General features: G+C 69.5%; 25 protein-coding genes and 4 pseudogenes. 6 read left to right on the top strand and 23 right to left on the bottom strand.

Features of this window, described 5'->3' with window-relative positions:
- Nucleotides 1-11: 11 nt before the first annotated feature.
- The gene (locus ACWD5D_RS17205; protein WP_451373512.1) at nt 12-794 is read left to right on the top strand and encodes an Fpg/Nei family DNA glycosylase; all 783 of its coding nucleotides are present in this window, start codon (nt 12-14) and stop codon (nt 792-794) included.
- A gap of 315 nt (nt 795-1,109) precedes the next feature.
- Here the strand turns inward: ACWD5D_RS17205 and ACWD5D_RS17200 are convergent, their stop codons facing one another.
- The 3 genes from ACWD5D_RS17200 to ACWD5D_RS17190 form a co-directional block, all read right to left on the bottom strand.
- Nucleotides 1,110-1,463 carry a Ku protein gene (locus ACWD5D_RS17200; RefSeq protein ID WP_451373511.1) on the bottom strand — a complete coding sequence of 118 codons (354 nt, stop codon included), beginning with the start codon at nt 1,461-1,463 and terminating at the stop codon, nt 1,110-1,112.
- Nucleotides 1,464-1,888: 425 nt separating this feature from the next.
- The gene (locus ACWD5D_RS17195) at nt 1,889-2,401 is read right to left on the bottom strand and encodes a hypothetical protein (RefSeq protein ID WP_451373510.1); all 513 of its coding nucleotides are present in this window, start codon (nt 2,399-2,401) and stop codon (nt 1,889-1,891) included.
- A gap of 218 nt (nt 2,402-2,619) precedes the next feature.
- On the bottom strand, nt 2,620-3,177 hold the full coding sequence (locus tag ACWD5D_RS17190; RefSeq protein WP_451373509.1) for a hemerythrin domain-containing protein: 558 nt from the start codon (nt 3,175-3,177) through the stop codon (nt 2,620-2,622).
- Nucleotides 3,178-3,558: 381 nt separating this feature from the next.
- Between ACWD5D_RS17190 and ACWD5D_RS17185 the strand changes: the two are divergent.
- A pseudogene (locus ACWD5D_RS17185) lies at nt 3,559-3,999 on the top strand (IS701 family transposase); the annotation flags it as partial.
- 32 nt (nt 4,000-4,031) lie between these two features.
- Here ACWD5D_RS17185 and ACWD5D_RS17180 read toward each other — a convergent pair.
- The gene (locus ACWD5D_RS17180) at nt 4,032-4,364 is read right to left on the bottom strand and encodes a helix-turn-helix transcriptional regulator (RefSeq protein WP_451373508.1); all 333 of its coding nucleotides are present in this window, start codon (nt 4,362-4,364) and stop codon (nt 4,032-4,034) included.
- A 119-nt stretch (nt 4,365-4,483) separates the two neighbouring features.
- Here ACWD5D_RS17180 and ACWD5D_RS17175 point away from each other — a divergent pair, with 119 nt between their 5' ends.
- Nucleotides 4,484-5,260, top strand: coding sequence for an ANTAR domain-containing protein (locus ACWD5D_RS17175; protein ID WP_451373507.1), 777 nt, complete (start codon nt 4,484-4,486; stop codon nt 5,258-5,260).
- Nucleotides 5,261-5,276: 16 nt separating this feature from the next.
- Here the strand turns inward: ACWD5D_RS17175 and ACWD5D_RS17170 are convergent.
- From ACWD5D_RS17170 to ACWD5D_RS17085, 18 genes and pseudogenes are all read right to left on the bottom strand, one after another.
- Nucleotides 5,277-5,487: pseudogene (locus ACWD5D_RS17170) on the bottom strand (plasmid stabilization protein); the annotation flags it as partial.
- 27 nt (nt 5,488-5,514) lie between these two features.
- The gene (locus ACWD5D_RS17165) at nt 5,515-6,597 is read right to left on the bottom strand and encodes an enolase C-terminal domain-like protein (protein ID WP_451373564.1); all 1,083 of its coding nucleotides are present in this window, start codon (nt 6,595-6,597) and stop codon (nt 5,515-5,517) included.
- A gap of 23 nt (nt 6,598-6,620) precedes the next feature.
- Nucleotides 6,621-8,423, bottom strand: a complete 1,803-nt coding sequence (locus ACWD5D_RS17160; RefSeq protein WP_451373506.1) for a thiamine pyrophosphate-requiring protein — start codon at nt 8,421-8,423, stop codon at nt 6,621-6,623.
- Nucleotides 8,424-8,454: 31 nt separating this feature from the next.
- A complete protein-coding gene (locus ACWD5D_RS17155) occupies nt 8,455-11,508 on the bottom strand; it encodes an FAD-binding and (Fe-S)-binding domain-containing protein (RefSeq protein ID WP_451373505.1) in 3,054 nt (1,017 codons plus the stop codon).
- A pseudogene (locus ACWD5D_RS17150) lies at nt 11,505-11,783 on the bottom strand (cysteine hydrolase family protein); the annotation flags it as partial. The gene ACWD5D_RS17155 and the pseudogene ACWD5D_RS17150, both read right to left, overlap by 4 nt.
- A gap of 186 nt (nt 11,784-11,969) precedes the next feature.
- Nucleotides 11,970-12,125, bottom strand: coding sequence for a DUF6131 family protein (locus ACWD5D_RS17145; protein WP_451373504.1), 156 nt, complete (start codon nt 12,123-12,125; stop codon nt 11,970-11,972).
- Nucleotides 12,126-12,227: 102 nt separating this feature from the next.
- Nucleotides 12,228-12,707, bottom strand: coding sequence for a hypothetical protein (locus tag ACWD5D_RS17140; RefSeq protein ID WP_451373503.1), 480 nt, complete (start codon nt 12,705-12,707; stop codon nt 12,228-12,230).
- A gap of 38 nt (nt 12,708-12,745) precedes the next feature.
- Nucleotides 12,746-13,303 carry a hypothetical protein gene (locus ACWD5D_RS17135; protein ID WP_451373502.1) on the bottom strand — a complete coding sequence of 186 codons (558 nt, stop codon included), beginning with the start codon at nt 13,301-13,303 and terminating at the stop codon, nt 12,746-12,748.
- 469 nt (nt 13,304-13,772) lie between these two features.
- Nucleotides 13,773-13,988 (bottom strand): hypothetical protein, encoded by a 216-nt coding sequence (locus ACWD5D_RS17130; RefSeq protein ID WP_451373501.1) that lies wholly within the window; start codon nt 13,986-13,988, stop codon nt 13,773-13,775.
- Nucleotides 13,989-14,034: 46 nt separating this feature from the next.
- The gene (locus ACWD5D_RS17125; RefSeq protein ID WP_451373500.1) at nt 14,035-14,604 is read right to left on the bottom strand and encodes a DUF5133 domain-containing protein; all 570 of its coding nucleotides are present in this window, start codon (nt 14,602-14,604) and stop codon (nt 14,035-14,037) included.
- Entirely contained in the window at nt 14,510-14,812 is a 303-nt protein-coding gene (locus tag ACWD5D_RS17120; protein ID WP_451373499.1) for a hypothetical protein, read from the bottom strand. The genes ACWD5D_RS17125 and ACWD5D_RS17120 overlap by 95 nt, the downstream gene beginning before the upstream one ends.
- Nucleotides 14,813-14,922: 110 nt before the next feature.
- Nucleotides 14,923-16,788: a complex I subunit 5 family protein gene (locus ACWD5D_RS17115; RefSeq protein WP_451373498.1), complete on the bottom strand. Its 1,866-nt coding sequence runs from the start codon at nt 16,786-16,788 to the stop codon at nt 14,923-14,925.
- Between the two features lie 11 nt (nt 16,789-16,799).
- The gene (locus ACWD5D_RS17110; protein WP_451373563.1) at nt 16,800-17,144 is read right to left on the bottom strand and encodes a sodium:proton antiporter; all 345 of its coding nucleotides are present in this window, start codon (nt 17,142-17,144) and stop codon (nt 16,800-16,802) included.
- A gap of 5 nt (nt 17,145-17,149) precedes the next feature.
- A complete protein-coding gene (locus ACWD5D_RS17105; RefSeq protein ID WP_451373497.1) occupies nt 17,150-17,905 on the bottom strand; it encodes an MnhB domain-containing protein in 756 nt (251 codons plus the stop codon).
- Complete coding sequence (locus ACWD5D_RS17100) at nt 17,902-18,201, bottom strand: Na(+)/H(+) antiporter subunit B (RefSeq protein ID WP_451373496.1); 300 nt, start codon at nt 18,199-18,201, stop codon at nt 17,902-17,904. The genes ACWD5D_RS17105 and ACWD5D_RS17100 overlap by 4 nt, the downstream gene beginning before the upstream one ends.
- Nucleotides 18,198-18,506, bottom strand: coding sequence for a cation:proton antiporter (locus ACWD5D_RS17095; protein WP_451373495.1), 309 nt, complete (start codon nt 18,504-18,506; stop codon nt 18,198-18,200). The genes ACWD5D_RS17100 and ACWD5D_RS17095 overlap by 4 nt, the downstream gene beginning before the upstream one ends.
- A 1-nt stretch (nt 18,507) precedes the next feature.
- Nucleotides 18,508-18,798, bottom strand: a complete 291-nt coding sequence (locus ACWD5D_RS17090) for a monovalent cation/H+ antiporter complex subunit F (protein WP_451373494.1) — start codon at nt 18,796-18,798, stop codon at nt 18,508-18,510.
- Nucleotides 18,795-19,292 (bottom strand): hypothetical protein, encoded by a 498-nt coding sequence (locus ACWD5D_RS17085; RefSeq protein ID WP_451373493.1) that lies wholly within the window; start codon nt 19,290-19,292, stop codon nt 18,795-18,797. The genes ACWD5D_RS17090 and ACWD5D_RS17085 overlap by 4 nt, the downstream gene beginning before the upstream one ends.
- 370 nt (nt 19,293-19,662) lie before the next feature.
- Here ACWD5D_RS17085 and ACWD5D_RS17080 point away from each other — a divergent pair.
- The 3 genes and pseudogenes from ACWD5D_RS17080 (at nt 19,663) to ACWD5D_RS17070 (ending at nt 22,643) form a co-directional block, all read left to right on the top strand.
- A pseudogene (locus ACWD5D_RS17080) lies at nt 19,663-20,729 on the top strand (cation diffusion facilitator family transporter).
- A gap of 168 nt (nt 20,730-20,897) precedes the next feature.
- Nucleotides 20,898-22,418, top strand: coding sequence for a catalase (locus ACWD5D_RS17075; protein WP_451373492.1), 1,521 nt, complete (start codon nt 20,898-20,900; stop codon nt 22,416-22,418).
- 66 nt (nt 22,419-22,484) lie between these two features.
- Nucleotides 22,485-22,643 (top strand): hypothetical protein, encoded by a 159-nt coding sequence (locus ACWD5D_RS17070; protein ID WP_451373491.1) that lies wholly within the window; start codon nt 22,485-22,487, stop codon nt 22,641-22,643.
- A gap of 119 nt (nt 22,644-22,762) precedes the next feature.
- Here the strand turns inward: ACWD5D_RS17070 and ACWD5D_RS17065 are convergent, their stop codons facing one another.
- Nucleotides 22,763-23,203 (bottom strand): hypothetical protein, encoded by a 441-nt coding sequence (locus tag ACWD5D_RS17065; RefSeq protein WP_451373490.1) that lies wholly within the window; start codon nt 23,201-23,203, stop codon nt 22,763-22,765.
- Nucleotides 23,204-23,277 lie beyond the last annotated feature (74 nt).

The following is a 23,277-nucleotide window of genomic DNA, read 5'->3' as shown; positions in this document are numbered from 1 at the left end:
GGGATGCAGGCATGCCGGAGTTGCCCGATGTCGAGGGCTTTCGCGACGTACTGAACAGGTGTGGCCGTGGCAGGCGCGTCCGACGCGTCGACGTGCGCGACACGGGCGTACTGCGCGGGGTCACCGCGAAACGCCTACGCCGGGAGGTAGAGGGGCGGCGGCTCGGCCTCCCGTGGCGCCACGGGAAGTTGCTGGTCGTCCCGGTCGGCGACGGGCCCGCAGTCGTCTGGCACTTCGGCATGACCGGCGAGCTGGTGTGCGCCCGCGCGGACGATCCGCTGGACACCCATGACCGGGTCGTCCTGACCCTCGACGACGAACGGCAACTGCGCCACCGCGACCAGCGCAAACTCCAGGGCATACGGCTCTCCCCGGATCCGCGGGCGCTGGAGCGGCTCCTGGCGCGGCTGGGCCCCAACGCGCTGGACATGACTCGCCCGGACTTCCTGGAGCTGATCGCCGGGCGGCGGGGAGCCGTCAAGGGCGTGCTGATGGACCAGTCCCTCATCGCCGGCCTCGGGAACCTGCTCAGCGACGAGATCCTGTGGCGGGCGCGCGTGGCTCCCGGGCGCCCGGCGCGGGACCTCAGCGACGCCGAGGCACGTCACGTGTTCACGGCGATGCGAGGGGTGCTCGCCACCGCCACCCGCGCCGGACGCGTGCCGCCGCGCCGTACCTGGCTCACCGGCCATCGCGACGATGCCGAACCGGCGTGCCCGCGCTGCAGCGGGCGGCTGTGCTCACGCCGCCTATCGGGCCGCCGCACCGTCTGGTGCGAGCACTGCCAGCGCTGACCCGCGCACGACGGACAGGAGACCTAGCCGGAAGGCTCGTCGGGTACGGGCTGGTCCGGTCGTACTCCGGCCTGCCGTGGGGCTCCCCGTGGCCCCGCGCCGGCTTCGTCCACATCAGGTACGGCACCCGTGCTGTCCTGATCGCACGTGCCGTCCTGATCGGGCATGTGACCGTCACCCGAGTGTGGCTCCCACCGGTCGTCACTGTCCCGTGCCTGCTGGTCGGGAGGGTCTCTCGGCACCGGCTGCGGACGGTTCGTCCGCCTATGTGGCTTCATCGTGGCTTTTCCTCATCGCATCATCGAAACGGCTGTGTCACGACGCCTGGGCATGATCCGGCCTCCCGTGTGCTCCGGCAATCGGTTCGACATCCTCAAGATCGACGGAACCGGTGATCTCCAGCTCCCGGGAGCGGCCGGGCGCGATGTCCTCCAGTTCGTGAGGCTCGAGGATTACGTATGTGTCTTCCGAGTCCGCCCCTTTGACGACCTCATCCAGCGGCACTTTCTCGCCGGTGAGCTCGTTCACGCGTTTGTTGCGCACTCGGTCCGAGGTACCGCGCTGAAGTTGACGGAACCGGATCGTGTGGCTGTCCGTAGCAGTGAACAGCTGCACCGGCAAGGACACCAGACCGAAGGTCAGGAAACCGTTCCACACAGCACCTGCCATGCCACTGCCACCTCCGCGAAACTGCTGTCACCAGAAGTGGCGACGGCCCGACCGATATGTCACTGGTCGCAAGCCGACTCCTTTCTCCTCTCTTCCCGCAGTTCTCCTTCTCGGTCCGGGTACCCAAGGCGTGCACACATACGGTCCTCGCCAGCAGTGCCCCTGGGTACCTCGGGGTCGGGGCAGCATGGTCGGGGGGCGAGCAGGTCCTGGGCTTCCGCTATGGAAGTCGACGTCGAACTGATACGCACATCTCTGGTTCGACGTACGCAATCGTGAGCAGTACGCAACGCCCGAGGAATGGCGCGCTGCGCTTGAGGATTCCGCTCCAACGGTGGGTAGCGAGCCCGTGAAGGCGACGGCAGCTTGAGGACGTGACGTACACACAGTGCGCGCTCAAGGGCACCCGCCATCTGAAGAAGGGATCACCGCAGCTCGGCGCCGCCGACACTGAGCAGCTCTACGAGCTGGTGTCGGTGCAGACTGGCGACGTTTTCGAGCAGGTCAGGATGGCGGAGTAGGGCAGCGGCTTCGGAGTCCCGGTCGCCGGGGTTGATCAGCCGCTCCAGGCCGCCGGCTTCCTCATGGTGCTCCGTTTCCTTGAGGGCCTGATGGGCATGTGTGGTCAGGGCGGGGTCCGCCAGCAGACAGGCTGCCCAGCTGACGACGGTTTCGTCGACCCAGGTCCGCCAGGCGAAGTCGTCGGGATGCGGATCGCACCCCGTAAGCCAGTCCAAGCGGTGGGATCCGCTTGGTGCGAGCAGATGAAGCAACTGCACGTCAAGGCTGGTGGGATAGCGCAGGGCGGCGGCGAGTGCGGCGGCCTGCCGGGCCTGGGCCTCGGCCAGCGCTCCGTTGAGCGCGCCAGCGGGCGCGGGGTAGGCGGCCAGCAGCCAGCGAGCGGAGGCGGCTATGACAGGCATCAGTTCATCGGGCACGGCGTTGATCTCTCGGGAGCTTGCTCGCTTGTGTCCGGCTGGATCGGTTCCCGCGAGCTGTTTCGCGGAGCGGCGCTGCCCCGCTCCTGGCACAAAAGCGTAGGTAGCCGATCTGGAAGAAGAAATGACCCGCGTCACAGCATGCGGGCCAGGCTCCGGAGGCGCACTGAGCGCGTGCTGTGTGCCCCCGGAGCTGGCCCCTTCACCGCCTGCGGCGGTCAGGACCTACCGCGGCCGGTGACGAAGTCGCGCGCCCGGTCCACCAGACCCGCGCCCGGGGCGAGGAGCTTGTTCGCGGGCGGGGTGTCGGGCGCCGAGGGGTGCGGGCGGGTCGGAGCCATGGCCTTGGCCCGGCGGACCTTGTCCCCGAGCTCGTCGAGTGCCTTGGAGGAGCAGACCTGGCGCAGCATTGGGAAGAGGTTGTTTTCCTCGTCCTGGACGTGGGCGGACACCTCGTCCATGAGCTCCTGAAGCAGGGGACTCATTTGGGGGCCGTCGGCGTCCGTGCTCTCCAGCTGTTTGAGCAGCTTCTCGACCCGGTGGTGGTCCGCGATCTCCTTGTCGGCGAGCCGGTCGCCGCCCTCGATTTGCTCGCGCACCATCGGGTACACGTACTGCTCCTCGGCGACCGAGTGACGCACCAGCTCGATGGTGACCTCGTCCACGAGATCACGTAGTTCCTGGCCACCGGTCACTGCTTGGATCCGGCCGAAGATCTCCTCGACCTCACGGTGGTCGGTCATCAGTTCCTCGAGCACATTTCCGCCATGCCCCATGGGGTTCCGCCTCTCGTTGCTCGTTTCGGGCTGGAGTCAGTCCAGCCCAGCACATACTGTTTCCCGTCCTGGGCCGACGGTGTGCGGCCGTGCGCGTGATCCACCCAGCAGGGGGACGGCTTCGTCCTGCCGCGGGGAAGCGCCGCCTGCCTCACTCGCCTCCAAAACCTCTGGGCTCCGCCCGGGGCCCGGTCATCCCTGTCAGCGGCCAAGCGCGTTTTCCAGCTGCCTCCGGCTGTAGCTCGTGGTCTTGCTGTCGGGGCCGGTGGGCAAACGGGTGCGGCCACCGTTGATCATCGTGGTTGTGTGCACTCACGACGAGACGGTGCCCCAGGTCACAGCACAGATCCCATCCGCTGGCGGGAGGCGTTCGAGGTGGCCATAGGCCGGATCGCGGGCCGGTTCACCCAGGTCGAACCCCGCCTGCGGGCCGAGCGGTTGGTACTGGGGCTGCTGTCGGACCTGCCGCGCAAGAACTGCTGGACCATCGCGGAGCGGGCTGAGGAGACCAGCCCGCACGGCATGCAGCACCTGCCGTCCCGGGCCGTCTGGGACGCCGACACCGTCCGTGATGACGTGCGGGAATACGCCGTCAAGCACCTCCACGACGATGCCGCGGTGCTGGTCGTCGACGAGACCGGCGACGTGAAGAAGGGCGCTCACACCGTCGCCGTCCAGCGCCAGTACACCGGCACCACGGGCAGGATCGAAAACGCTCAGGTCGCGGTCTGCCTCGTCCACGCGGGCGAGCGGGGGCACGCGGCGGTGGACCGGGAGCTGTACATCCCGCGCTCCTGGACATGCGACCCGGACCGCACCCGCTGACCGAGCGGGCCTCAGGACTCGACTTGGCCTTACTCGACCGACCCCTGGCGTTCGACCTCGTCTCTGACCAGCATCGACAGCAGAGAGGCCACGGTGAGCCCGGCCTCGGCCGGATGACGCAGGACCTTGCTCGGGTCGATCCTGTAGTGGTTGGTGCGGCCGCTGCGAGTATGGGAGAGGTAACCGTCCTGCTCCAGATCCGAGATGATCTTCTGGACGGCACGTTCGGTAAGCCGGCAGCGGGCCGCGATGTCCCGGATCCGCGCGTTGTGGTTGTCGGCGATGCTCGCCAGGACGCGCGCGTGATTGGTCAGAAACGTCCATCCCGTATGCGGCTCGGGCACTCCATCGACTCCCAGCATGCCTAGATCCTACGGCTACTTTTTCACGCACCCAAAAGCCTGAAATGATATTCAGGTATGTATTGACGTGTCAGGCGGGATGAAAGAACCTGGAGACGAAAAATGTGAAGGAGGCGACGATGACCGAACCGTCCTACGACGCTCTGCGTGCGAGTGAAGGCGCGGTCGTGCGTGCTGCGTCGCTGCCGTCGGCCACCGCCCCGCTGGTGCAGGCGGGACCGGACGATGTCCGGGTGACGGTTGCAGTGAGCGGGGAGTTCTGCCTCGAGAACAGCCAGAACCTGCGGCATGCTCTGACCCACGCCCTCGCCAGGTCGGCCGAGGGAATCGACTTGGACCTGGGAGGTATGGCGTTCGCGGACTGCGCCGCGCTCAACGTCCTGCTGGCCGTTCGCCGTCAGGCGGTGCACGGCGGGAAGGCGGTCACCGTGACCGCCGCAAGCCCAGTTGTCGAACGCTTGCTGACCGTCACGGGGACCTACAGCCTCTTCTTGCCCGCGGGTGACGACGTCGGCTCGTCCACCGCCGGATCCCGATCGCAGGGCGAGGGCGGCGCGGGCGTGGACGACGCGCTTCTACAGGCCGAGGTCGTACAGCTGCGGCGTGCGATGCTGACCAGGCCGGACATAGACCTGGCCCGTGGAATCCTCATGGCGTCCTTCGGCCTGAACCCCGACGAGGCATGGGAGGCGCTGGTCACGGCCTCCCAGAACACCAATACCAAGCTGCACCGTCTGGCCCGGGACGTGGTGGACACCGTGGTGCTGGGGACCTCGCTACCGGATCAGTTCCAGCGGCAGCTCGCGATAGCCGTCGCCCGGGCCCGAAACACCGAAGGTGACCCGCAGAGCGGGCCTCCGCGGCAGCCTGTGCGTTCGAGTCAGGAGAATGCGTAGGCGCCGCCTCAGCGCTTTTGACCTCGTCGTACAGCTTCCCGGCTGGTCCCTCCTCGCCGCTGTGGGAGTGCTGCCCGCCGCGCCGACAAGCGGACTTGGGGCCACGGAGCGAGGCTCTGCTGGCGGTCTTCGACTCGCCCGCCCCCGCGCGCCTTGTAGACCGTCCGCGCGGCGATCTCCCTGGCCCGACCGGCGGACTCGCCCCGGTCCTGGACACTCTTCTTGATGTGTTCGTACTGTGCTCGTACCGTCGCTCACCCGACGCGGTAAGGCCGGGCACGCTCGGTGCTGAGTGTCAGCCCGAGGCCCGTTGCGCCGTTCCGGCCCGGGGCGATGTCGCCGGCAGCCGGATCGAGCGTGCCGTCGAAGAGGAGGCGTTCGATGCGGACGTGGTCGTGGAACCACTCCAGGTGCCGCAGGTTCGGCACCGAGGCCGCGGTGTGCGCGTGAGCGTGCGGGGCGCAGTGGCCGGAGATCTCCAGCCCGTGGCTCAGGGCGAGCGCGGCGACGCGTAGCCAGACGGTGATGCCGCCGCAGCGAGTGGCGTCCGCCTGGAGACAGTCGACGGCTCCGGCGGCGAGCATCCGCCGGAAGTAGGGCAGCGTGTAGCCGTACTCCCCTGCCGTGACATCGGCCGTGACCCGGCCACGGACGAACGCGAGGTCCTCCAGGTGGTCGGACGAGACCGGCTCCTCGAACCACGTGACACCCTGGCCGTCGAGCCCGGCCGCCATCCGGACCGCCTGCTTCACGCCGTACCCCCCGTTGGCGTCCACGTACAACTCGGCCGTGTCACCTATGCTCTCGCGGGCTTGCGCCACCCGCCACAGGTCTCTGGCTTCGCATTGCCCCCAGGACTCCCCGATCTTGATCTTGACGCGGGGAATGCCCTCCTCGGCCACCCAGCCGCGCAGCTGCCGGTCCTGACGGTGCTCGTCGTATGTCGTGAAGCCGCCGCTCCCGTACACGGGCACCTCGTCGCGGGCCGCGCCCAGCAGCTCGCCGAGAGGGAGCTGGAGCAGGCGTGCCTTGGCGTCCCACAGCGCGATGTCCACGGCGGAGATCGCCTGGGCCGCGATCCCGGGCAGACCGGCGTTGCGCACCGCCCGCTGCATGGCCTCGTTGGCGCGCGGCACGTCGAGGATGGACAAGCCGGTGACGGCGGGGGCGAGCAGGTCGTCGACGAGCTTCGCAGCAGCGGCCGGGGCGTAGGTCCAGCCGAGCCCGGTGGCCTCGCCGCAGCGGACGGTGGCCAGGACGAGCGTGGTGCTGTTCCAGGCCAGGGTGCCGTCCGCCTCGGGCGCGTCCGTCGGGACGGTGTAGACCGCGCTGTCCATCCGCTCGACGACCGGCTGGTCACTCACCGTCGCCCCGCTTCGTGCCGATGCGGCAGGAACTCCTGCACCTTGGCCTTGAAGCCCTGTCGGACCATCGCCACCCGGTCGCTGTCGCCCTTGAGAACGGCGGCCGCGGCGGATTCGATCTGGTCGAGGGTGGCATGGGGCGGGATCGGCGGTACGGCGGGGTCGGTCACGAAGTCGAGCACGCAGGGCCGTTCGGCGGCGAGCGCGGCCTCCCAGGCGCCGGTCACCTCGTCCGGCCGGTCGATCCGCATGCCGAGCAGGCCCAGCGAGCGGGCGAAGTCGGCGTACGCGACGTCCGGGATGGACTGCGAGGGCAGGAACTGCGGGGCTCCTTCCATCGCGCGCATCTCCCATGTCACCTGGTTCAGGTCCCGGTTGTTGAAGACGGCGACGATCAGCCGCGGATCCTCCCAGTCCTGCCAGTACTTGGCGACCGTGATCAGCTCGGCCATACCGTTCATCTGCATCGCCCCGTCGCCGACCAGAGCGATCGCCGGCCGGTCGCCGTGCGCGAACTTGGCGCCGATGGCGTACGGCACACCGGGCCCCATGGTGGCCAGCGTCCCGGACAGCGAACCCCGCATCCCGTCGCGCAGCTTCAGGTGCCGGGCGTACCAGTTGGCGGCCGAGCCCGAGTCGGAGGACAGCACCGCGTTGTCCGGGAGCAGCCCGCCCAGCGTGTGGGTGACCAGCTCCGGGTTGATGGGATGGGCCTCGACGGCGGCCCGCCGCTCCATGACCTCCCACCAGTGCGTGACGTTCGCCTCGATCTTCCGCCGCCAGGAGAGGTCCCCCCTCTGCTCCAGCAGGGGCAGCAGCCTGCGGAGCGTCCGGGCGGCGTCGCCGACGAGGTTGACCTCGAAGGGGTAGCGCAGCCCGATCATGCGCGGGTCGATGTCGATCTGCACGGCCCGCGCGTTGCCGAACGCCGGCAGGAACTGTGTGTAGGGGAAGGAGGAGCCGATCACGAGCAGGGTGTCGCAGTCGCGCATCATCTCGTACGACGGCCGGGTGCCGAGGAGCCCGATGGCGCCCGTGACGTACGGCAGGTCGTCGTCGAGGGCGTCCTTGCCCAGCAGCGCCTTGGCGACTCCGGCGCCGAGCCGGTCAGCGACCTCCATGACCTCCACCCGGGCCACGCGTGCCCCCTGGCCGATCAGGATGGCGGTCTTTCCACCGGAGTTGAGCACATCGGCGGCACGCTGCAGATCGCCGTCGTCCGGCACGGGGGCGTAGTGCGGCATACCGAGACTGGACGGCACCATCTTGAAGGCGTGCTCGGGCGGCGAGTAGTCCAGCTCCTGGACGTCGGCCGGGATGATCAGGGCGGTCACCGAGCGGCGGGCCATGGCGGTGCGCATCGCCCGGTCGAGCACGTTCGGGAGCTGCTCGGGGACGGTGACCATCTCGCAGAAGTCCGAGGCGACGTCCTTGTACAGGCTGACCAGGTCGACTTCCTGCTGATAGGAGCCGCCCATGGCGCTGCGGTCGGTCTGCCCGACGATCGCGACCACGGGAACGTGGTCGAGCTTGGCGTCGTACAGGCCGTTGAGGAGATGGATGGCGCCGGGCCCGGAAGTGGCGGCGCAGACGCCGGCCTTCCCGGAGAACTTGGCGTAGCCGACGGCCTCGAAGGCGGACATCTCCTCGTGGCGGGACTGGATGAACCGGGGGTTGTTCTCTGCTCGCCCCCAGGCAGCGAGCAGAGAGTTGATGCCGTCTCCGGGGTAGGCGAAGACATGCTCCACGTCCCACTCGCGCAGCCGCTGGAGGATGTAGTCGGAGACTTTCGTCGACATGTTCTGAACCTTTCCTTGAGCGACATGCGGCTTACGGGTGGCGCAGTTGTCGTACGGCTCCGAGCGCGGCCGTGGCCGTGAGCGCCCCGGCGACGGCGGTGGCCGCCCACCGGGCCGCACCTGAGGGTTCGGACGGCCGCCGGGCAAGCCGTTCGGGACGGTCGCTCGGCAGGGGCCCGTCGAGCGCGAAGGCCAGTGCCTCCGCCAGATGCAGGGCCCTGCGGCCGGTGCCGCCCTGCTCGATCTGGGTGCGGCAGCTGAAGCCGTCGGCAAGCACCAGGCTGTCGGGAGCGGCCGCGCGGACGGCGGGCAGCACCCCCAACTCGCCGACGGCCATGGAGACTTCGTGGTGTCCGCGCTCGAAGCCGAAGTTCCCGGCGAGACCGCAGCAGCCCTCGTCGAGGACGTCCGCGTCGAGATGGGCGCGGCGCATGAGTTCGCGGTCGGCGTCGAACTTCATGATCGCGTGCTGGTGGCAGTGGGTCTGCACGGTCGCCTGTCGGGCGAGGAAGGGTGGCCGCCAGCCGTCCGGTGCGTGGCGGACGAGCTGTTCGGCGAAGGTGCGTGTCTGCCCTGCCAGCCGTCGCACGTCCTGGTCCTCGGGCAGCAGTTCGGGGGCGTCCGACCGGAAGACGGCGGTGCAGGACGGTTCCAGGCCGATGACTGGGGTGCCCGCGTCGAGATAGGGCCGCAGGGCTTGGAGAGTACGACGCAACACGTGTGTCGCCATTACGAGTTGGCCGGTCGATATCCACGTCAGGCCGCAGCACACGGGTGTCTCGGGGACGGCGACCCGGAAGCCGGCGTCCTCCAGGACCCGTACCGCCGACATCGCGACCGAAGGGTGGAAGTGGTTGCTGAAGGTGTCCGGCCAGAGGACCACGGTCGCAGGATCCGCCGGGTCCGGCTGCTCGGCGCCGAGGGCGCGCCACCACCCTACGAAGGACCGCTCGGCGAACACCGGGGGCCGTCGTGCCCCGTCCACACCGGCGATTGCCTTCCCGATCCGGCCCAGCACCGGCGCGTGCAGCACGCTGTTCGCCAACCCCGGCGTCCGCTCGGCCAAGTGGGCCCAGACGGGCAGCCAGCCCATCGAGTAGTGGGCGGCGGGACGCGGGCGGCCCGCGTAGTGGTGGGCGAGGAACTCGGCCTTGTACGTGGCCATGTCCACGCCCGTCGGGCAGTCCGATTTGCAGCCCTTGCAGGCCAGACAGAGGTCCAGGGCGTCGCGGACCTCGGCCGAGTGCCAGCCGTCCTTGACCGCCGAGTCGGGGTGACCGTCAAGCATCTCGAACAGCAGCCGCGCCCGCCCGCGTGTCGAGTGCTCCTCCTCCCGGGTGGCACGGTACGAGGGACACATCACGTCGCCGTGCAGGCCGCGGCAGTTGCCGATGCCGACACAGCGCAGCACTGCCCGGGTGAAGGAGTGGTCGTCGTCCGGATAGCCGAAGTGGGTGTCGTGAGTGTGCGGCCGCCAGGAGGGCCCGAGCCGCAACTGCCCGTCCAACGGCTGCGGGTCGACGATCTTGCCCGGGTTCATCCGGTTGCCCGGATCGAACAGTGCCTTCAACTCGCCGAAGGCACCTACCAGTCGCTCCCCGAACATCCGCGCCAGCAACTCGCCCCGGGCCTGCCCGTCGCCGTGCTCGCCCGACAGCGAGCCTCCGTAGGAGACGACAAGGTCGGCGGCCCGCTCCAGGAAGCGACGGAAGTCCGCCACGCCCTCCGCGGACTTCATCCCGAACGGGATCCGGGTGTGCACGCACCCCTGCCCGAAGTGTCCGTACAGGGACGGATGGTCGTAGTCGAACTCCTTGAACAGCCCTCTCAGGTCCCGCAGATAGTCGCCCAGGCTCTCGGGCGGCACGGCCGAGTCCTCCCAGCCCTCCCAGGTCTCCCGGTCGTCCGGCGGTCGTGCGGTCACCCCGAGCCCGGCCTCCCGCGCCCTGAGCATCTTGTGCTCGCGCCGCGGGTCGTCGGAGAAGGCGGCCGAGGCGTCCTTCTCGGAGCGGCCGACCGCCCTCAGCAGAGCGTGGGCCTGCTCGTCGACGTCGTCCTGGCTGTCCCCGGTGAACTGCACCAGCAGCCAGCTGTCCGCCTCGGGAAGGGAGCGCAGCGACTCGAGGTAGGCGTGCTCCTCGCGCATCAGTTGCGCCATCCGCCCGTCCAGGGCCTCCAGTTGGCCGGGGGCGCAGTGCTCCAGCAGACGGGGGACGTCATCGGCCGCCCGGCAGATGTCGTCGTACCCGAGCACCAGCAGCGACTCGTACGGCGGCACGGGGACCAGGTCGAGCTCGGCGTGCAGGACGGTCGCCAAGGTGCCCTCGCTGCCCACCAGGGCCTTCGCCACGTCGAAGCCGTTCTCGGGCAGCAGCGAGTCGAGGTTGTAGCCGGAGACCCGGCGCGGGATCTTCGGGAAGCCGCGCCGGATGTCCGCCAGATACTCGGTGACCAGGCGCTCGAGACCGTCGTACAGGGCAGCCCGGCGGCCGCCGCAGGCGGCGATCCGCGCCCGCTCGGCCGGCGAGGTGGGCCCCACCCACATCCGCAGACCGTCGTACGTCAGTACCTCCAGCCGGCGCACGTTGTCGACCGTCTTCCCGTACGCCTGTGCGGACGCCCCGCACGAGTTGTTGCCGATCATGCCGCCCAGCGCGCAGTGGCTGTGCGTCGACGGCTTCGGACCGAACATGAGGCGGTGGTCGGCGAGCCGCCGGTTGAGTTCGTCCAGGACGATGCCGGGCTCCACCACGCAGGTGCGGGCGTCGGGGTCGACATCGGCCAAGACCTCGCAGTGCTTGCTCCAGTCGATCACCACGGCCATGTTCGTCGTCTGCCCGGCGAGGCTCGTTCCGCCGCCGCGCGACAGCACCGGGACCTCGAAGCGGGCGCACAGCTCCACCGCGCGGGCACCGGCCTCGACGCTCCGGGGGACGACCACACCGAGCGGAACCTGCCGGTAGTTCGACCCGTCCGTGGAGTAGGCACCCCGGCTGCCGGGATCGAAGCGGACTTCGGCGTCCGTCCCGGTGCGCAGGGCCGTGACCAGGCCGTCGATGGGCCCTCCGGGAACGTGCGTGCTCATGTCCGCCCTCCGGGCTGGTATGCGGTTCCGTCCGGTACGGGCCACCGGGTACCCCGAAAGTCGACTTCCCTCGCCACAACGATCCGGGCGCCCATGTTGCGTTCCATCATTTCCAGCGCGGCAGCCGCCAGATGAGGGTGGATCGAGGCGACGGCGTCCCTCGGCACCGTGACGTCCAGATGGCGAATGTGCGCGTCCAGGGCGGAGTACAGGACGCACTGCTCGGTGACCTGACCGGTCAGCACCACCGTGCCGACGCCCAGGTGCCACAACAGCCTGGCATCACGCCTCCCAGATGGAACATGTCGGCTGCCTGGACGCGCCGGGTACCCGGCGGACGAGCCGGTCCAACCGGCTGCTCGCCGCCGCGCGGCCGACTGATCCGCGCTGCGGCGAGCAGTGGCCCGGGCGGTCCGATGCGGTCGGTCCGAGTGCGCGGGACCGGTCGGACCGGGTGCGGGCTACCAGTAGTGGCGCCGGCCGGCGACGGCGTGGCCGACCGAGCCGAGAAGGAACAGGACGAGCCCTATCACGAGCAGGACGATCCCGATGGTCCACAGGATGCCGATGTTGAAGACGAATCCGAGGATGAGCAGGATGACGCCGAGGACGATCACGGCCTTCTCCTCTCTCTCCGGCCGACGTGTCGGCCGCTTACGGTTATGGGATGAAGGCCGCCCGTTTGATCTCCCTGCGGTGCCTGCCAGCGGGCGGGCTTTTCAGGTGGTCAGCAGGCGGTTGAAGAATGAGCGGTAGTGGCGAAGGGCGGTACGCAGGGCTTCGGTATCGGCGTGCCCGCCCTGGTTCCACTGGCCTTCGAGTTCCTTCTTGTGCTCGTCGAACGTCGTGGCGAGCGTCTGCATGACGTTGGCAACCAGGCTGTCCGCGGCCTGCACGGCGTTGCGAGGATCGTCGACGAAGGCGGTCTGGATCTTCTCCCAGCGTTTGCGCAAGTCCTCCTCGTCCTGGGTCGTCAGCAGCTGCGGCATCTCGTCCGCGTCCCCGGTGTGTGGTTCCGTCACCGGGGTATCCGCGTCGTTGGCCGCGATGTCGTTCAGATCGGTCCTCTCGTCGCTCTCGCCGGGCTGGACCGGGGGTGGCGAGGTGGTTTCCGGTGCTGTGCCGGTCTTGCGAGGCCGCACGAGATCCTCGGTGGACAGCTCGGTGTCAGCCGTGTGCGGTGTGTCGTCGCGTTGCATGTCGACTCCTTGTCCGTCGGCTCCTGTCCGCTCGGCTGTCAGGCCGTGGCATGGCGGGTCTGGCCACCGTCGAGGAGGAGTTCGTCGAACAGCGCCCGGTAGTGCACCATGGCGCTACGCAGCTGCTCGGTGGTGGCCTTGTGGCCCGTGCTCAGCGCGTCGATCTCGTGAGCGGCCCGGTAGTGCTCAAGGGTGCGGCCGTGTTCCACGGAGAGATCCTTGAGCTGTTGGTCGTAGCTCCCGGTGGGATAGCCGCGTGCCTGCATCAGCGACGTCACCAGCCGGTCCGCGTCATGCACAGCGTCTTCAGGCCGGTCGACGAACTCGTGCTGTACGTCGTCCCAGTCCCGGGTGTAGCGCTCCCGGAGTTCGTCGGGCAGCGGTTTGATGTCGAGCTTGTCATGGCGTTTCTCGCGCGTGCTGAGCTCGCGCTCGGCGGCGAGTCGGCTGTCCGCGTCGTCGACCGTGCGTTCGTACTCCGGGCCGAACCGCTCGCGCAGAGCCCTGCGCCGCTGGAAGAGAATCAGGGCCGCGGCGATCAGGACGACGACCACCGCGATGGGAATGACGATCGCCAGGAGCGTACCGGTAGACATCGGACCGCCCTCCTTTCCGACTGATCGATATCTTGCGAGTACCCTTTTCGCTTCGAACATTCCAAGGTGTGGAGAGAATTTCGGCGGGAGGCGCCCGGGGCCGTCGGGGCGCGCCTGCCGACACCCCGCCGTCCTCGCCTGCCGCAACCCCCTCCGCCACGCCGGCACCCTCCGCTCCAAGCAGGCGTAGTGCATCGAAGGCTTCGCCGGTGAGGGCCCGGCCCGGACAATCGGGGAAGGTGGTGATTCGTATCGGATGCCCTGCCGCACCAGCCTCACGGCATGAGCCGGCAAGTGGCACACACCGGCGACCGGTCCAGACTTGGTGCGGGCTCCGGGGAGAACCTCAATGAGCACGTCGTGGGCGGACGTTGGCCCTCCGTCGGCGTACGTCAGGAGATGCTCGCGAGAGGCGAGTCGGCGCCACGTGTGACCCTTCGCAGCCAGAACGATGTTCCCGCGCGCCAGGTCACTCGGCCCGCGTCCAAGCCGTCGGCCCACCGCCGCGCCACTCGATCAGGTCCGGGTCGTCGACCGTCGTATTCACCTCGGGCAGGCCCGACCGCCGGAGAAGCTCGACGACATCGAGCAGGTGATACGCAGTGCCGACGTACTTCCCACGGATCGTGATTCGCCTGCCACCGTCAGGGCCCGGTGGCTGCACCATCACGGGCGCGCCTTCCATATCTGCCGAGTGCCCCTTGCTGCGCAGCTCATGCCGGCCCCGCCCGTCACCCACTGTGGACGGACTCGCACGGGCTCCCGGCTTGCAGGCTCGCGACGCGATTCGTGGCCCCGTCGGTCACCGCGCCTGCGGTCGCCGCGAACGCGGTCAGAGTGAGCGCGTCGTGGTGGCGCGAGGCCCAGGCTCGTACGGCATGGGCTTTCGCGATCCCGTCGAACCGGGTGTGTGCGCCAAAGGTGTGCCCGTCGTGCGTCCTTCGGTCGCGTCGTCCCATGAGCACGCAGAGCGTGTACGCCGTGTCGTCGAGGTGACGGCGCCGGAGCGGGTTCGCCGGATCCCGCAGGAGGCCGGTGCAAGCCGGTAGGCGCGCAGCGCCACGAAGACGGTTCTGGGGTCGGGCATCAGCATCTGCGTCTCTGTCCTCCCGCGCGGGGCCGGATCTGTCGGGCTCGGTGACGCCCGCGCGCTGCGGCAGGAAGCGGTGGCGGGCGTCAGCGAGGTGGCGTCGGGGCGTCAGCGTGTCAGGCCCGGGTGCCGGGTCCCATCGTCGGGCCGACCGTGGTGCGGCCGTGTGTCCTGCGTGGACGCGGGCTCCTGTGGTGGTGTGCCGCTCCACCCGTCATCATGGCCAGGCCCAGGCAGAAGATCAGGGCCAGTGCGAGGCCGGAGCAGAAGAGAGCGAGCGGGCCGAGCGTGGCGATGTGGTGTCCGAGGACCGACACGCCGTACTCCGGCCCCCCGGACAGGTTGTCAGCGATCACCAGGGCCGTGAAGGCCGCCGAGCCCGCGAGGAGGAGCAGTCCGAGGAACAGCATCTGATTCATCTCCCCATGAAGTCTTTCTGTCTGTTCGGGTACCTGCGATACGGCGTTTTACACAGGGTCCGACACACGACGGACGGCCGTCCTCGCCCAGGGCGGGCCCGCCTGTCCCCCTACACGGCCATGACGACGAGGAACACCGCCACGCCGACGGCCAGCCAGGCGACGTAGTCGCCGAGGTGACCCGAGTGCAGTCGGCGCAGCACTACGACCGCACCACGCCCCACTGCCACGACCACGCCGCGCCCCGCCGCACTGCCCACCGGTCGGACTCGTGCCGTGCCCCGCCACTTCGTCCCCCAGACGGCAGCTGCCGCGAACAGGGCGGCCAGAGCGGTCGAGGCGAGCGCGAGCAGTACGCCCTCGGCGGACCAGGCCGTGTCCGGCACGGGGGAAGAGGGCGTGGCGGTGTGACCGTAGACCGCGGCGGTATAGGCGGTGCGGTCGGTGAACTGCCGGGCGGCGAGGGCGAGTGCCCCGCCCACCCCGGGCAGCAGTCCGACGGCGAGCGAGGCGCACAGGAGGACGGCCGGCACGGCCAGCATGGGGACCGGGATACGGCGCTGCGGATCGCGGATCTCGGGTTCCTCTCCGCTGCCGGTGGTCTCCGGGCCGGCGTACCGCTCCCGCGGCCGGGGCCCGGCGCCGGTGAAGATCCGGGCGAACGCGCGGAGTACGGCCCCGCCGGTGAGGGCCGAGACGAGGACGAACACTACGGGCAGCCAGGGAAACCGGCCCTCCCCGGCGTGTTCGATGACGGCCTTGCCCAGGGCGGTGCCGAACGGAGGCAAACCGGCGAGCGCGAGTCCGCCGACGGCGAACATCGCACCGGCGAGCGGCAGGTCACGGCCACGCCCGTGCAGTCCGTGTTCGTCGACGGAGCCGTGCCGGTCGAGCAGGACGCCCGTGGTGGCGAACAGAGCGGCCTTCACCCCGGCGTGGGCGGCGACGTAGAGAGCCACCCCGGCGGTTCCGGCAGGGGTGAGCAGCGCCATGCCGATGAGGAAGAGTCCGACGTGGCCGACGGTCGAGAAGGCCAGCATGCGCTTGAGGTGTCGCTGCTGCCAGCACATCACCGCGCCGACCAGTGCGGTTACCACGCCTGCGGTGACGAACACGGCCCGCAGGTGCGGCTGTGCGATGCCGTGCGGGCCGGAGAACACCGTCCAGTACACGCGGACGGCGCCGTAGACGCCGAGCTCGACCATGACGCCCGACAGCAGCATGCACACGGGGGTCGGTGCGACGGAGTGGGCGTCGGGCAGCCAGAAGTGGAAGGGCACCACGGCCGCCTTGATCAGCAGTCCGGTGGTCACGAGCACGAAGGCGACCACCAGGAGGGCGTCGCCACGGTGCCCGGCCAGCTTCAGCCCGATCTGCGCGAAGCCGAGTTCACCGGTACGGGCGTAGAGCAGCCCGATGCCGAGCAACGAGCAGTACGCGCCGAGAGAGTTGACGACACCGAAGATCAGCGCGCCCTGCACCGGACGTGGGTCCTCGATGCGGTAGCCGGTGAGCGCGTAGGCGACAGCCCCCATGAGCTCGAAGAAGACGAAGGCGTCGAACAGGTCGCCGGTCAACGCGAAGCCGCACATGCCCGCCTCGAACAGCAGGATGAGGGCGGGGAACACCCCGACGTGCCGCGCGGGAGGCTCGTCGAAGTAGCGCCAGGAGTAGACGACGACCGCGAGGACGAGCGCACTCGTCAGTAGCGCCAAACCGATACCGACGCGGTCCCCGGACAGCACGATGCCGACGCTCTCGCCATGGACCGGCCGCCAGCCGCCGATCCAGGAGACGCTGTGGCCGTCGCCGGTGCGCGCCCACAGCACGGCGAGTCCTACGACCTCCAGCGTGGCCCATGCGGTGGCCAGCGAGTCGATGGCGAGTCGAGGCAGCCATCGTCCGCCGACGACGAGCACGACGGCGCCCAGCAGCGGGACGGCGACGGCGAGCGGCAGCAGATCCGCGGTAGGCACCACCCCGCCCGCTAGCCCTTGAGCCCCGTCAGGGCGTCCGGGTCGAGCGTGCCGTGCCGTTTGCGCACCTGCATGGCCAGCGCCAGCAGCAGTGCCGTGACGGTCGCGCCCACCACGACGTCGGTGAGGGCGAGGGCCTGCACGACCGGGTCGACGACGCGGGTGCGCGGCGGAGTGTCGGTGAAGTACGGCGCGGTCGCTGCGCGCCGGTATCCGACGGTGAGCAGCAGCACGTACGTCGACGACTGCGCGACGGCGAGACAGCCGATGGCATGGATGGCGTTGCGGCTGGTGACCATCCCGTACACCCCGGCGAGGAAGATCCAGCCTGCCGCGAGAAAAGGCAGGACCGTCATGTGCCTCATGTGCCGCCTCCTGGGTCCGAGTCGCCCGGTGATCTGACCTCGACCGCCTGGTCGAGGAAGGAGGCCAGCAGGACGACGATGCCGGAGCCGACCTCCACACCGACCGCCGCGTTGAGGAGGGGCACCAGGCCGCCGGAGGAGAGCTGTCCGAAGGTGCCGAGCGGCAGCACGTTCTGGAGGTAGGCGCCCCCGGCGATCAGCCCGGCGAACCCGAGGAGCACGAAGGCGCCCGCGCCCAGCGCATCGGCGGTGTCCAGCACGGCGAGCGGCCGGATCCTCTTCAGGACGCGGTAGTCCGCGGCGACGTACGCCAGATGCAGCCCGGTGGCGAGAATGACACCGCCCTGGAAGCCGCCGCCCGGCGACAACTGGCCGTGCGCGACGATGTAGACGCCGGTGAGCACAGTGAGCGGCAGCAGCACCACGCCCATCAGACGCGTGGTGGGAAGGACCCGTCCCGCTCTCGGCCGCCCGACCCGCTCATCGCGTGCGTGGCGCAGCAGCACGATGGCTCCCAGCACCGACGCGAACAGGATCGACTCCTCGCCGAGGGTGTCCAGGGCCCGCTGGTCGAAGTTGACGGACGTGACCACGTTGGCGGTGCGCTGACGCAGCGATGCCGCCACCGTGCGCGTGGCATAGGGATGCACCTCGGTCCCGAAGCGCGGCAGCCCCGTGCAGGCGGCCGTGAACGCCACCGCGAAGACCACGGCCGCCGACCAGAAGACCCAGACACGCATGGTGCGGCTCATCGGCGCCGTCCCTGCGCACGCCCGTTCCCGCCCCCGCGCTCTCCCGAGACGCGGCGCACCTTGCGTACCGCCAGCAGAATCAGCAGCGGGGTGACCACCGTGCCCACCGCCAGCTGGGACAGCGCCACGTCCGGTGCCTGGAGGAACGTGAAGAGCAGCGCGAGACACAGGCCGAGCAGGGCCAGCACCACGGCCTGGCGCACCGGGTCGTGGGTGAGCGCCGCCAGGGTCGCGGTCACCGTGACCAGCACCAACGCCACGGCGATCAGATATTCCTCGACGCCGGCGGCCCTCACTGCGGGGAGTCCCTTCGCACCAGCCGGTCCCGCTCCGCGGTCGTCCTGCCGATGGCCATGGTGGTGACCGCCCCGCCGGCGGCCACGATCGCGCCGATCAGCAGCAGCTTGACGGCGGCACGGCCGGCGCCCGTCTCGACGGCCAGGGCGAGCGCGACGAGCGGCCCTCCGACAGAGGTGGCGGGAGAGAGGGCGTGCAGGCGCTGGTACGGCCGCGGAAGCGCCACCAGCCAGACGGCGCACAGCAGCAGCAGACCGGTGCCCAAGGCGAGCAGCGCGACCGCACACCCATGACGAACGGTCACGTCATTCCTCCCCGCGCCACGTGGTGTCGACGGCGTCGGTGGACCCTCCGCCGAGGAAGCGGGCGAAGACCAGGGTTCCGGCGGGCCCGAGCACGGCGAGGACGAGGGCGAGGTCGGCGTAGGAACTGCGGGCGACGCCCTGCGCTGTGAGCAGGAAGAGCACCACGACGAAGGCGGTCGCCAGGTTGAGTCCCGCAAGCCGCTCGTGCGCCGAACCCCGGGCCACCGCCCACACGCACAGCGGCATGCCCACGGTCGACAGGACCGCGGCGGCCATCAGCCACGCGTTCACTGCCGGCCTCCCTCGGTGAGCAGGCGTTCCAGCCGTGTGCGGTCGGCGGTGAGGAAGTGGGCGACGACCGTTTGTCCCGCCTCGCCCCTCGACTTCGTTCCTGGGACGTCGACGACGTACGCGCCGGGCGTGGAGGACAGGAGCCCGCAGGCCCACGCAGCACCCGTACCGGACTTCAGTGTGAGCCTCTGCAGGCGCCCGTCGACCGGGCGGCCGCGCAGGACATGTACGGTCACCGCGTACAGCCCCGCCATGTCGGCGAGCACCGCGCCCGGCCACGCGAGCAGTGCCGCGCCCCACCGGGCGGTGCCGCCGAGCCCGGCTCCCGAGGCCGTGTGCACGGCCCGTGCGGCGACCGCGGCGATCAGCGCGCCTCCGGCGGCCACGGCGAGTTCGAGCACCGAGACCGAACTGATGAACATCAAATCGGCGACGACCAGCACCACCCACCACACCACCACTTCACCCGAGGCCGCACGCCACGACTGCCGCATCACCCCTCCTCAGCGCGAATCGTCACCGACCACCCACGTGTACCGTGCACAGCGCCTGCCATGCCCCGTGCACGCCGAGGAAGAAGGTCACGCCCACCCGAGCGTCACCACGATGGAGCACGCCTCTTCACAGCGGCCCGTCCGACGAGAGCGGCCGATACGTCCTCCCGGTGAGGCGTTCAGGGCCGGTTCCTGTCCCCTCTGGGTTCCTGGCTGCCTCTGAGTCCTCGCTACGCGTCCTCGTCCTCCTCGGAGAGTTCGTCCGGCGGCGGCCCGGAGGTGCTCCGCCGGCCGTATGAACGGAACCCATCGGGGTAACCGGTGACCGACGCGGATGGACGCCGACTCGACAGGTCGGAGGACTGCGCTGATGACGGGCACTGACGGACAGCGCGATCGGAGCAGGAACGCCCGGGACGTACGCACTCGGGTCACCGTCCTCGTCGCCCTCGGAGCCAACCTCCTGATCGCCGCCGCCAAGACGTTCGCCGGGCTCTACGCCGGGTCACCCGCCCTGCTCTCGGAGGCGGCGCACTCGGTCGCGGACAGCCTGAACGAGGTGTTCCTGCTCATCGCGGTCCGCCGCAGCAAGCGCCCCACCGACGAACGCCATCCGTTCGGGTACGGCAAGGAGCGCTACTTCTGGGCGCTTCTGGCCGCGGTGGGGATCTTCGTCATGGGCGGGTGTTTCTCGGTGTACCAGGGCGTGCAGGCCCTGCGAACGGACCAGCAGGAGTCGCTGCGGGGCTACCTGACCGGGCTTGCGGTGCTCGGGGTGGCGCTGCTGGCCGAGGGCGCGTCCCTGGTCCGCGCCTGCTACCAGGCGCGCCGACACCGCGAAGGCGCGACCGATCCGGCCCTGCGCACGGTGATCGCAGAGGACGCGACAGCGGTGACCGGCGTGCTCCTCGCGGCGGCGGGCCTCGTGCTGCACCTGGCGACCGGGCAGGTGGCCTGGGAGCGGTCGCTTCCATGGCGATCGGACTCCTGCTGGTGTGCGTGGCCTATCGGCTGGCACGGGAGGCGCGCGACCGGCTGATCGGTGAGGCGGTCGACGCCGACCTGAGTGACCGGATCGGTGACTTCCTCTCCTCCCAGGACGAGATCGACAAGGTTGCCGCGCTGCTGACGATGCGACTGGGACTGGACTCGGTGCTGGTCGCCGCCCGCGTCGACCTGACGCCGGGGATCGACAGCGAGGAGGTCGAGCTGGCGTGCGTCCGTCTCAAGCGGCGTATCGCCGACAAGTGGCCGCAGGTCGAGCACGTGTTCCTGGACATCACCGAAGCGCCGGGCCCCAGCGAGGACCCGCCGTCGCCGGCCGACCCTGGGCTCAGCAGATTCGAGCTGACGGAACCGGATGGTGTGGCTGTCCGTCGCGGTGAACCACGGAACCGGCAAGGGGACCGGTCGGCAACGCGGCCTGAGACGGCGTGATCGGATCTGGAGGGCCGCCTCGTGCCCTGACGCCGTCAGGTTGTGCGAGGGCGGCATTGCCTCCAGCGGATCCGTTGCCCAGAGGACGTTTGATTCGGCTGCTCGGGGTCACGCGCCTTGTGGGTCCGGAAGGAGCCGACTGCGAAGTCCGACAAGAGGAGGAGTGGCATGACGGAGATCCACACCGCCACCACGACCGACTCAGGTGCTCCGGTGGAGAGCGACGAACACTCACTGACCGTTGGACCTGGGGGACCGATTCTCCTGCAGGACGCCTACCTGATCGAACAGATGGCGCAGTTCAACCGGGAGCGAATTCCCGAGCGCCAGCCGCATGCGAAAGGGAGCGGTGCTTTTGGCTGCTTCGAAGTGACCCACGACGTGAGCGGCTACACCAAGGCGGCCGTGTTTCAGCCGGGCACGCGCACCGACCTGGTCATCCGGTTCTCGACCGTGGCGGGAGAACGGGGCAGCCCCGACACCTGGCGTGACCCGCGTGGTTTCGCGGTGAAGTTCTACACCAGTGAAGGCAACTACGACATGGTCGGCAACAATACGCCGGTCTTCTTCATGAAGGATCCGATGAAGTTCCAGCACTTCATCCGGTCCCAGAAGCGCCGCGCGGACAACAACCTGCGCGACCACGACATGCAATGGGACTTCTGGACGCTCTCCCCGGAATCCGCCCACCAGGTCACCTGGCTGATGGGGGACCGCGGAATTCCGCGGACGTGGCGTCATATGAACGGGTACTCGTCACACACGTACATGTGGATCAACGCCGACGGTGAGCGGTTCTGGGTGAAGTACCACTTCAAGACGGACCAGGGCATCGAGTTCTTCACCCAGCACGAGGCCGATCAGATGGCCGCCGTCGACACGGACTACCACACGCGTGACCTCTTCGAGCACATCCGTGACGGGGACTGCCCCAGCTGGACCCTCCATGTGCAGGTCATGCCGTACGAGGACGCCGCGAACTACCGGTTCAACCCCTTCGACCTCACCAAGGTGTGGCCGCACCGCGACTACCCGCTCATCCCGGTCGGCCGCATGACGCTCGACCGCAACCCGACCGACCACCACGCCGAGATCGAACAGGCGGCCTTCCAGCCGAACAACCTCGTCCCCGGCATCGGGCCGAGTCCGGACCGAATGCTCCTGGCCCGGCTGTTCTCGTACGCGGACGCGCATCGCCACCGCATCGGTGTCAACTACCAGCAGCTTCCCGTCAACGCGCCCGTCGTCGACGTCCACACCTACTCCAAAGACGGCGCGATGGCCTACCGCAAGACGACCGACCCCGTCTACGCCCCGAACTCCAAGGACGGTCCGGCCGCCGACACAGCCCATTACGGAACCCCGCCCAGCTGGGAAGCGGACGGCGAGATCACCCGTGCCGCATATGTGTCCCACCCGGAGGACGACGACTGGGGGCAGCCAGGCGCCCTGGTACGCGAAGTCATGGACGACGCGGCCCGCGACCGCCTGGTCGACAACGTCGTGGGGCACCTCATCAACGGTGTGAGTGAGCCCGTCCTCGAACGCGCCTTCGCGTACTGGTCGAACATCGACGAAACCATCGGCAAGCGCATAGCCGACGGCGTGCGAGCGCAGTCCGACGAGAAGGACCCCAAGGCGGCGGAGCAGGGCAATCCGGCGCGCCGCGCCATGCAGCACAAGGCATAAGGACCCTTCAGCTGTGCCCGCGTTGGACGGCACAGGCTGCGACACGAACCAAGAGAGGAGAACCTCATGAAGACCCCCGGTGACAACAACCCGCCCCCGGTCGACGACGAGACGCGGGAGCGGTCCGCGGAGCAGCGGAACATCACCGCGCCCACACCGCGAGACGTCCGGAACAAGGCCAAGGATGAAGACGAGCCCGAGTCCCCGGCCAAAGACGCCTCTTGACCGCCGGCTGCCGGTTGCCGCTTCTCGGGCACCCGCGTTCCCGGCCACGCGGTACGGCATGGCGGAAAGGCCGTAGGTATACGGCGGCTTTCCCGTTCTCCCCCGCCTTCGGTCGGACGTCACCAGTAACCGGCAGGACGTCGTCTAGCGCCGCAGCAGGCGGTGCCGTGCCGCCATGGCGGCACGGCCACCGTGGCTCCGGCGACGGCGAGTGCGTCGTGATGGCGTGAGGTCCATGCCTGCGGAGCACGCGATGCCGCCTGTTCGGCGAAGCGGCCGTGTGCGCCGAAGTCCCTTCCGTCGATGCCGTCCAACGGTTGCCAGAGGTTGCTGCGGGCACCTGGCGGCTTCGGCTCGTCGGTCATCTGGGAGTCGTAACCGGTCCGGGCCAGGCAACGGTCGAAGAGGCCGGGCGCCACGGCGTTGGCGAGCAGTGTGCCCACAGTGCTCGCGCCGATCCGGCACTCACGCCAGCGCGGGTGACCGACGGCGTGCACGATCGCGCGGGCGGCCAGTTCTGGCTGGTAGATCGGTGGAACGGGCTGCGGCCGGCGTGGCATTCGGGCCAACGACGAGTCGAACTACGGGGTGTTGAGGGCCGGCAGCTGGACCATGGTGACCGATACCCTGCTGC

Source organism: Streptomyces sp. NPDC002520, from assembly GCF_053595235.1.
Note: the sequence above shows the minus strand (reverse complement) of the source record. Positions and strands in the feature narration are given on the sequence as shown.

Excerpts from the sequence above, each read along its gene's own strand:
- ACWD5D_RS17205 (WP_451373512.1), top strand. The coding sequence starts at position 12 with ATGCCGGAGTTGCCCGATGTCGAGGGCTTTCGCGACGTACTGAACAGG.
- ACWD5D_RS17200 (WP_451373511.1), bottom strand. The coding sequence starts at position 1,463 with ATGGCAGGTGCTGTGTGGAACGGTTTCCTGACCTTCGGTCTGGTGTCC.
- ACWD5D_RS17190 (WP_451373509.1), bottom strand. The coding sequence starts at position 3,177 with ATGGGGCATGGCGGAAATGTGCTCGAGGAACTGATGACCGACCACCGT.
- ACWD5D_RS17180 (WP_451373508.1), bottom strand. The coding sequence starts at position 4,364 with ATGCTGGGAGTCGATGGAGTGCCCGAGCCGCATACGGGATGGACGTTT.
- ACWD5D_RS17175 (WP_451373507.1), top strand. The coding sequence starts at position 4,484 with ATGACCGAACCGTCCTACGACGCTCTGCGTGCGAGTGAAGGCGCGGTC.
- ACWD5D_RS17165 (WP_451373564.1), bottom strand. The coding sequence starts at position 6,597 with ATGGACAGCGCGGTCTACACCGTCCCGACGGACGCGCCCGAGGCGGAC.
- ACWD5D_RS17160 (WP_451373506.1), bottom strand. The coding sequence starts at position 8,423 with ATGTCGACGAAAGTCTCCGACTACATCCTCCAGCGGCTGCGCGAGTGG.
- ACWD5D_RS17155 (WP_451373505.1), bottom strand. The coding sequence starts at position 11,508 with ATGAGCACGCACGTTCCCGGAGGGCCCATCGACGGCCTGGTCACGGCC.
- ACWD5D_RS17140 (WP_451373503.1), bottom strand. The coding sequence starts at position 12,707 with ATGCAACGCGACGACACACCGCACACGGCTGACACCGAGCTGTCCACC.
- ACWD5D_RS17135 (WP_451373502.1), bottom strand. The coding sequence starts at position 13,303 with ATGTCTACCGGTACGCTCCTGGCGATCGTCATTCCCATCGCGGTGGTC.
- ACWD5D_RS17130 (WP_451373501.1), bottom strand. The coding sequence starts at position 13,988 with ATGGAAGGCGCGCCCGTGATGGTGCAGCCACCGGGCCCTGACGGTGGC.
- ACWD5D_RS17120 (WP_451373499.1), bottom strand. The coding sequence starts at position 14,812 with ATGAATCAGATGCTGTTCCTCGGACTGCTCCTCCTCGCGGGCTCGGCG.
- ACWD5D_RS17110 (WP_451373563.1), bottom strand. The coding sequence starts at position 17,144 with ATGACGGTCCTGCCTTTTCTCGCGGCAGGCTGGATCTTCCTCGCCGGG.
- ACWD5D_RS17105 (WP_451373497.1), bottom strand. The coding sequence starts at position 17,905 with ATGAGCCGCACCATGCGTGTCTGGGTCTTCTGGTCGGCGGCCGTGGTC.
- ACWD5D_RS17085 (WP_451373493.1), bottom strand. The coding sequence starts at position 19,292 with ATGCGGCAGTCGTGGCGTGCGGCCTCGGGTGAAGTGGTGGTGTGGTGG.
- ACWD5D_RS17075 (WP_451373492.1), top strand. The coding sequence starts at position 20,898 with ATGACGGAGATCCACACCGCCACCACGACCGACTCAGGTGCTCCGGTG.
- ACWD5D_RS17070 (WP_451373491.1), top strand. The coding sequence starts at position 22,485 with ATGAAGACCCCCGGTGACAACAACCCGCCCCCGGTCGACGACGAGACG.
- ACWD5D_RS17065 (WP_451373490.1), bottom strand. The coding sequence starts at position 23,203 with ATGCCACGCCGGCCGCAGCCCGTTCCACCGATCTACCAGCCAGAACTG.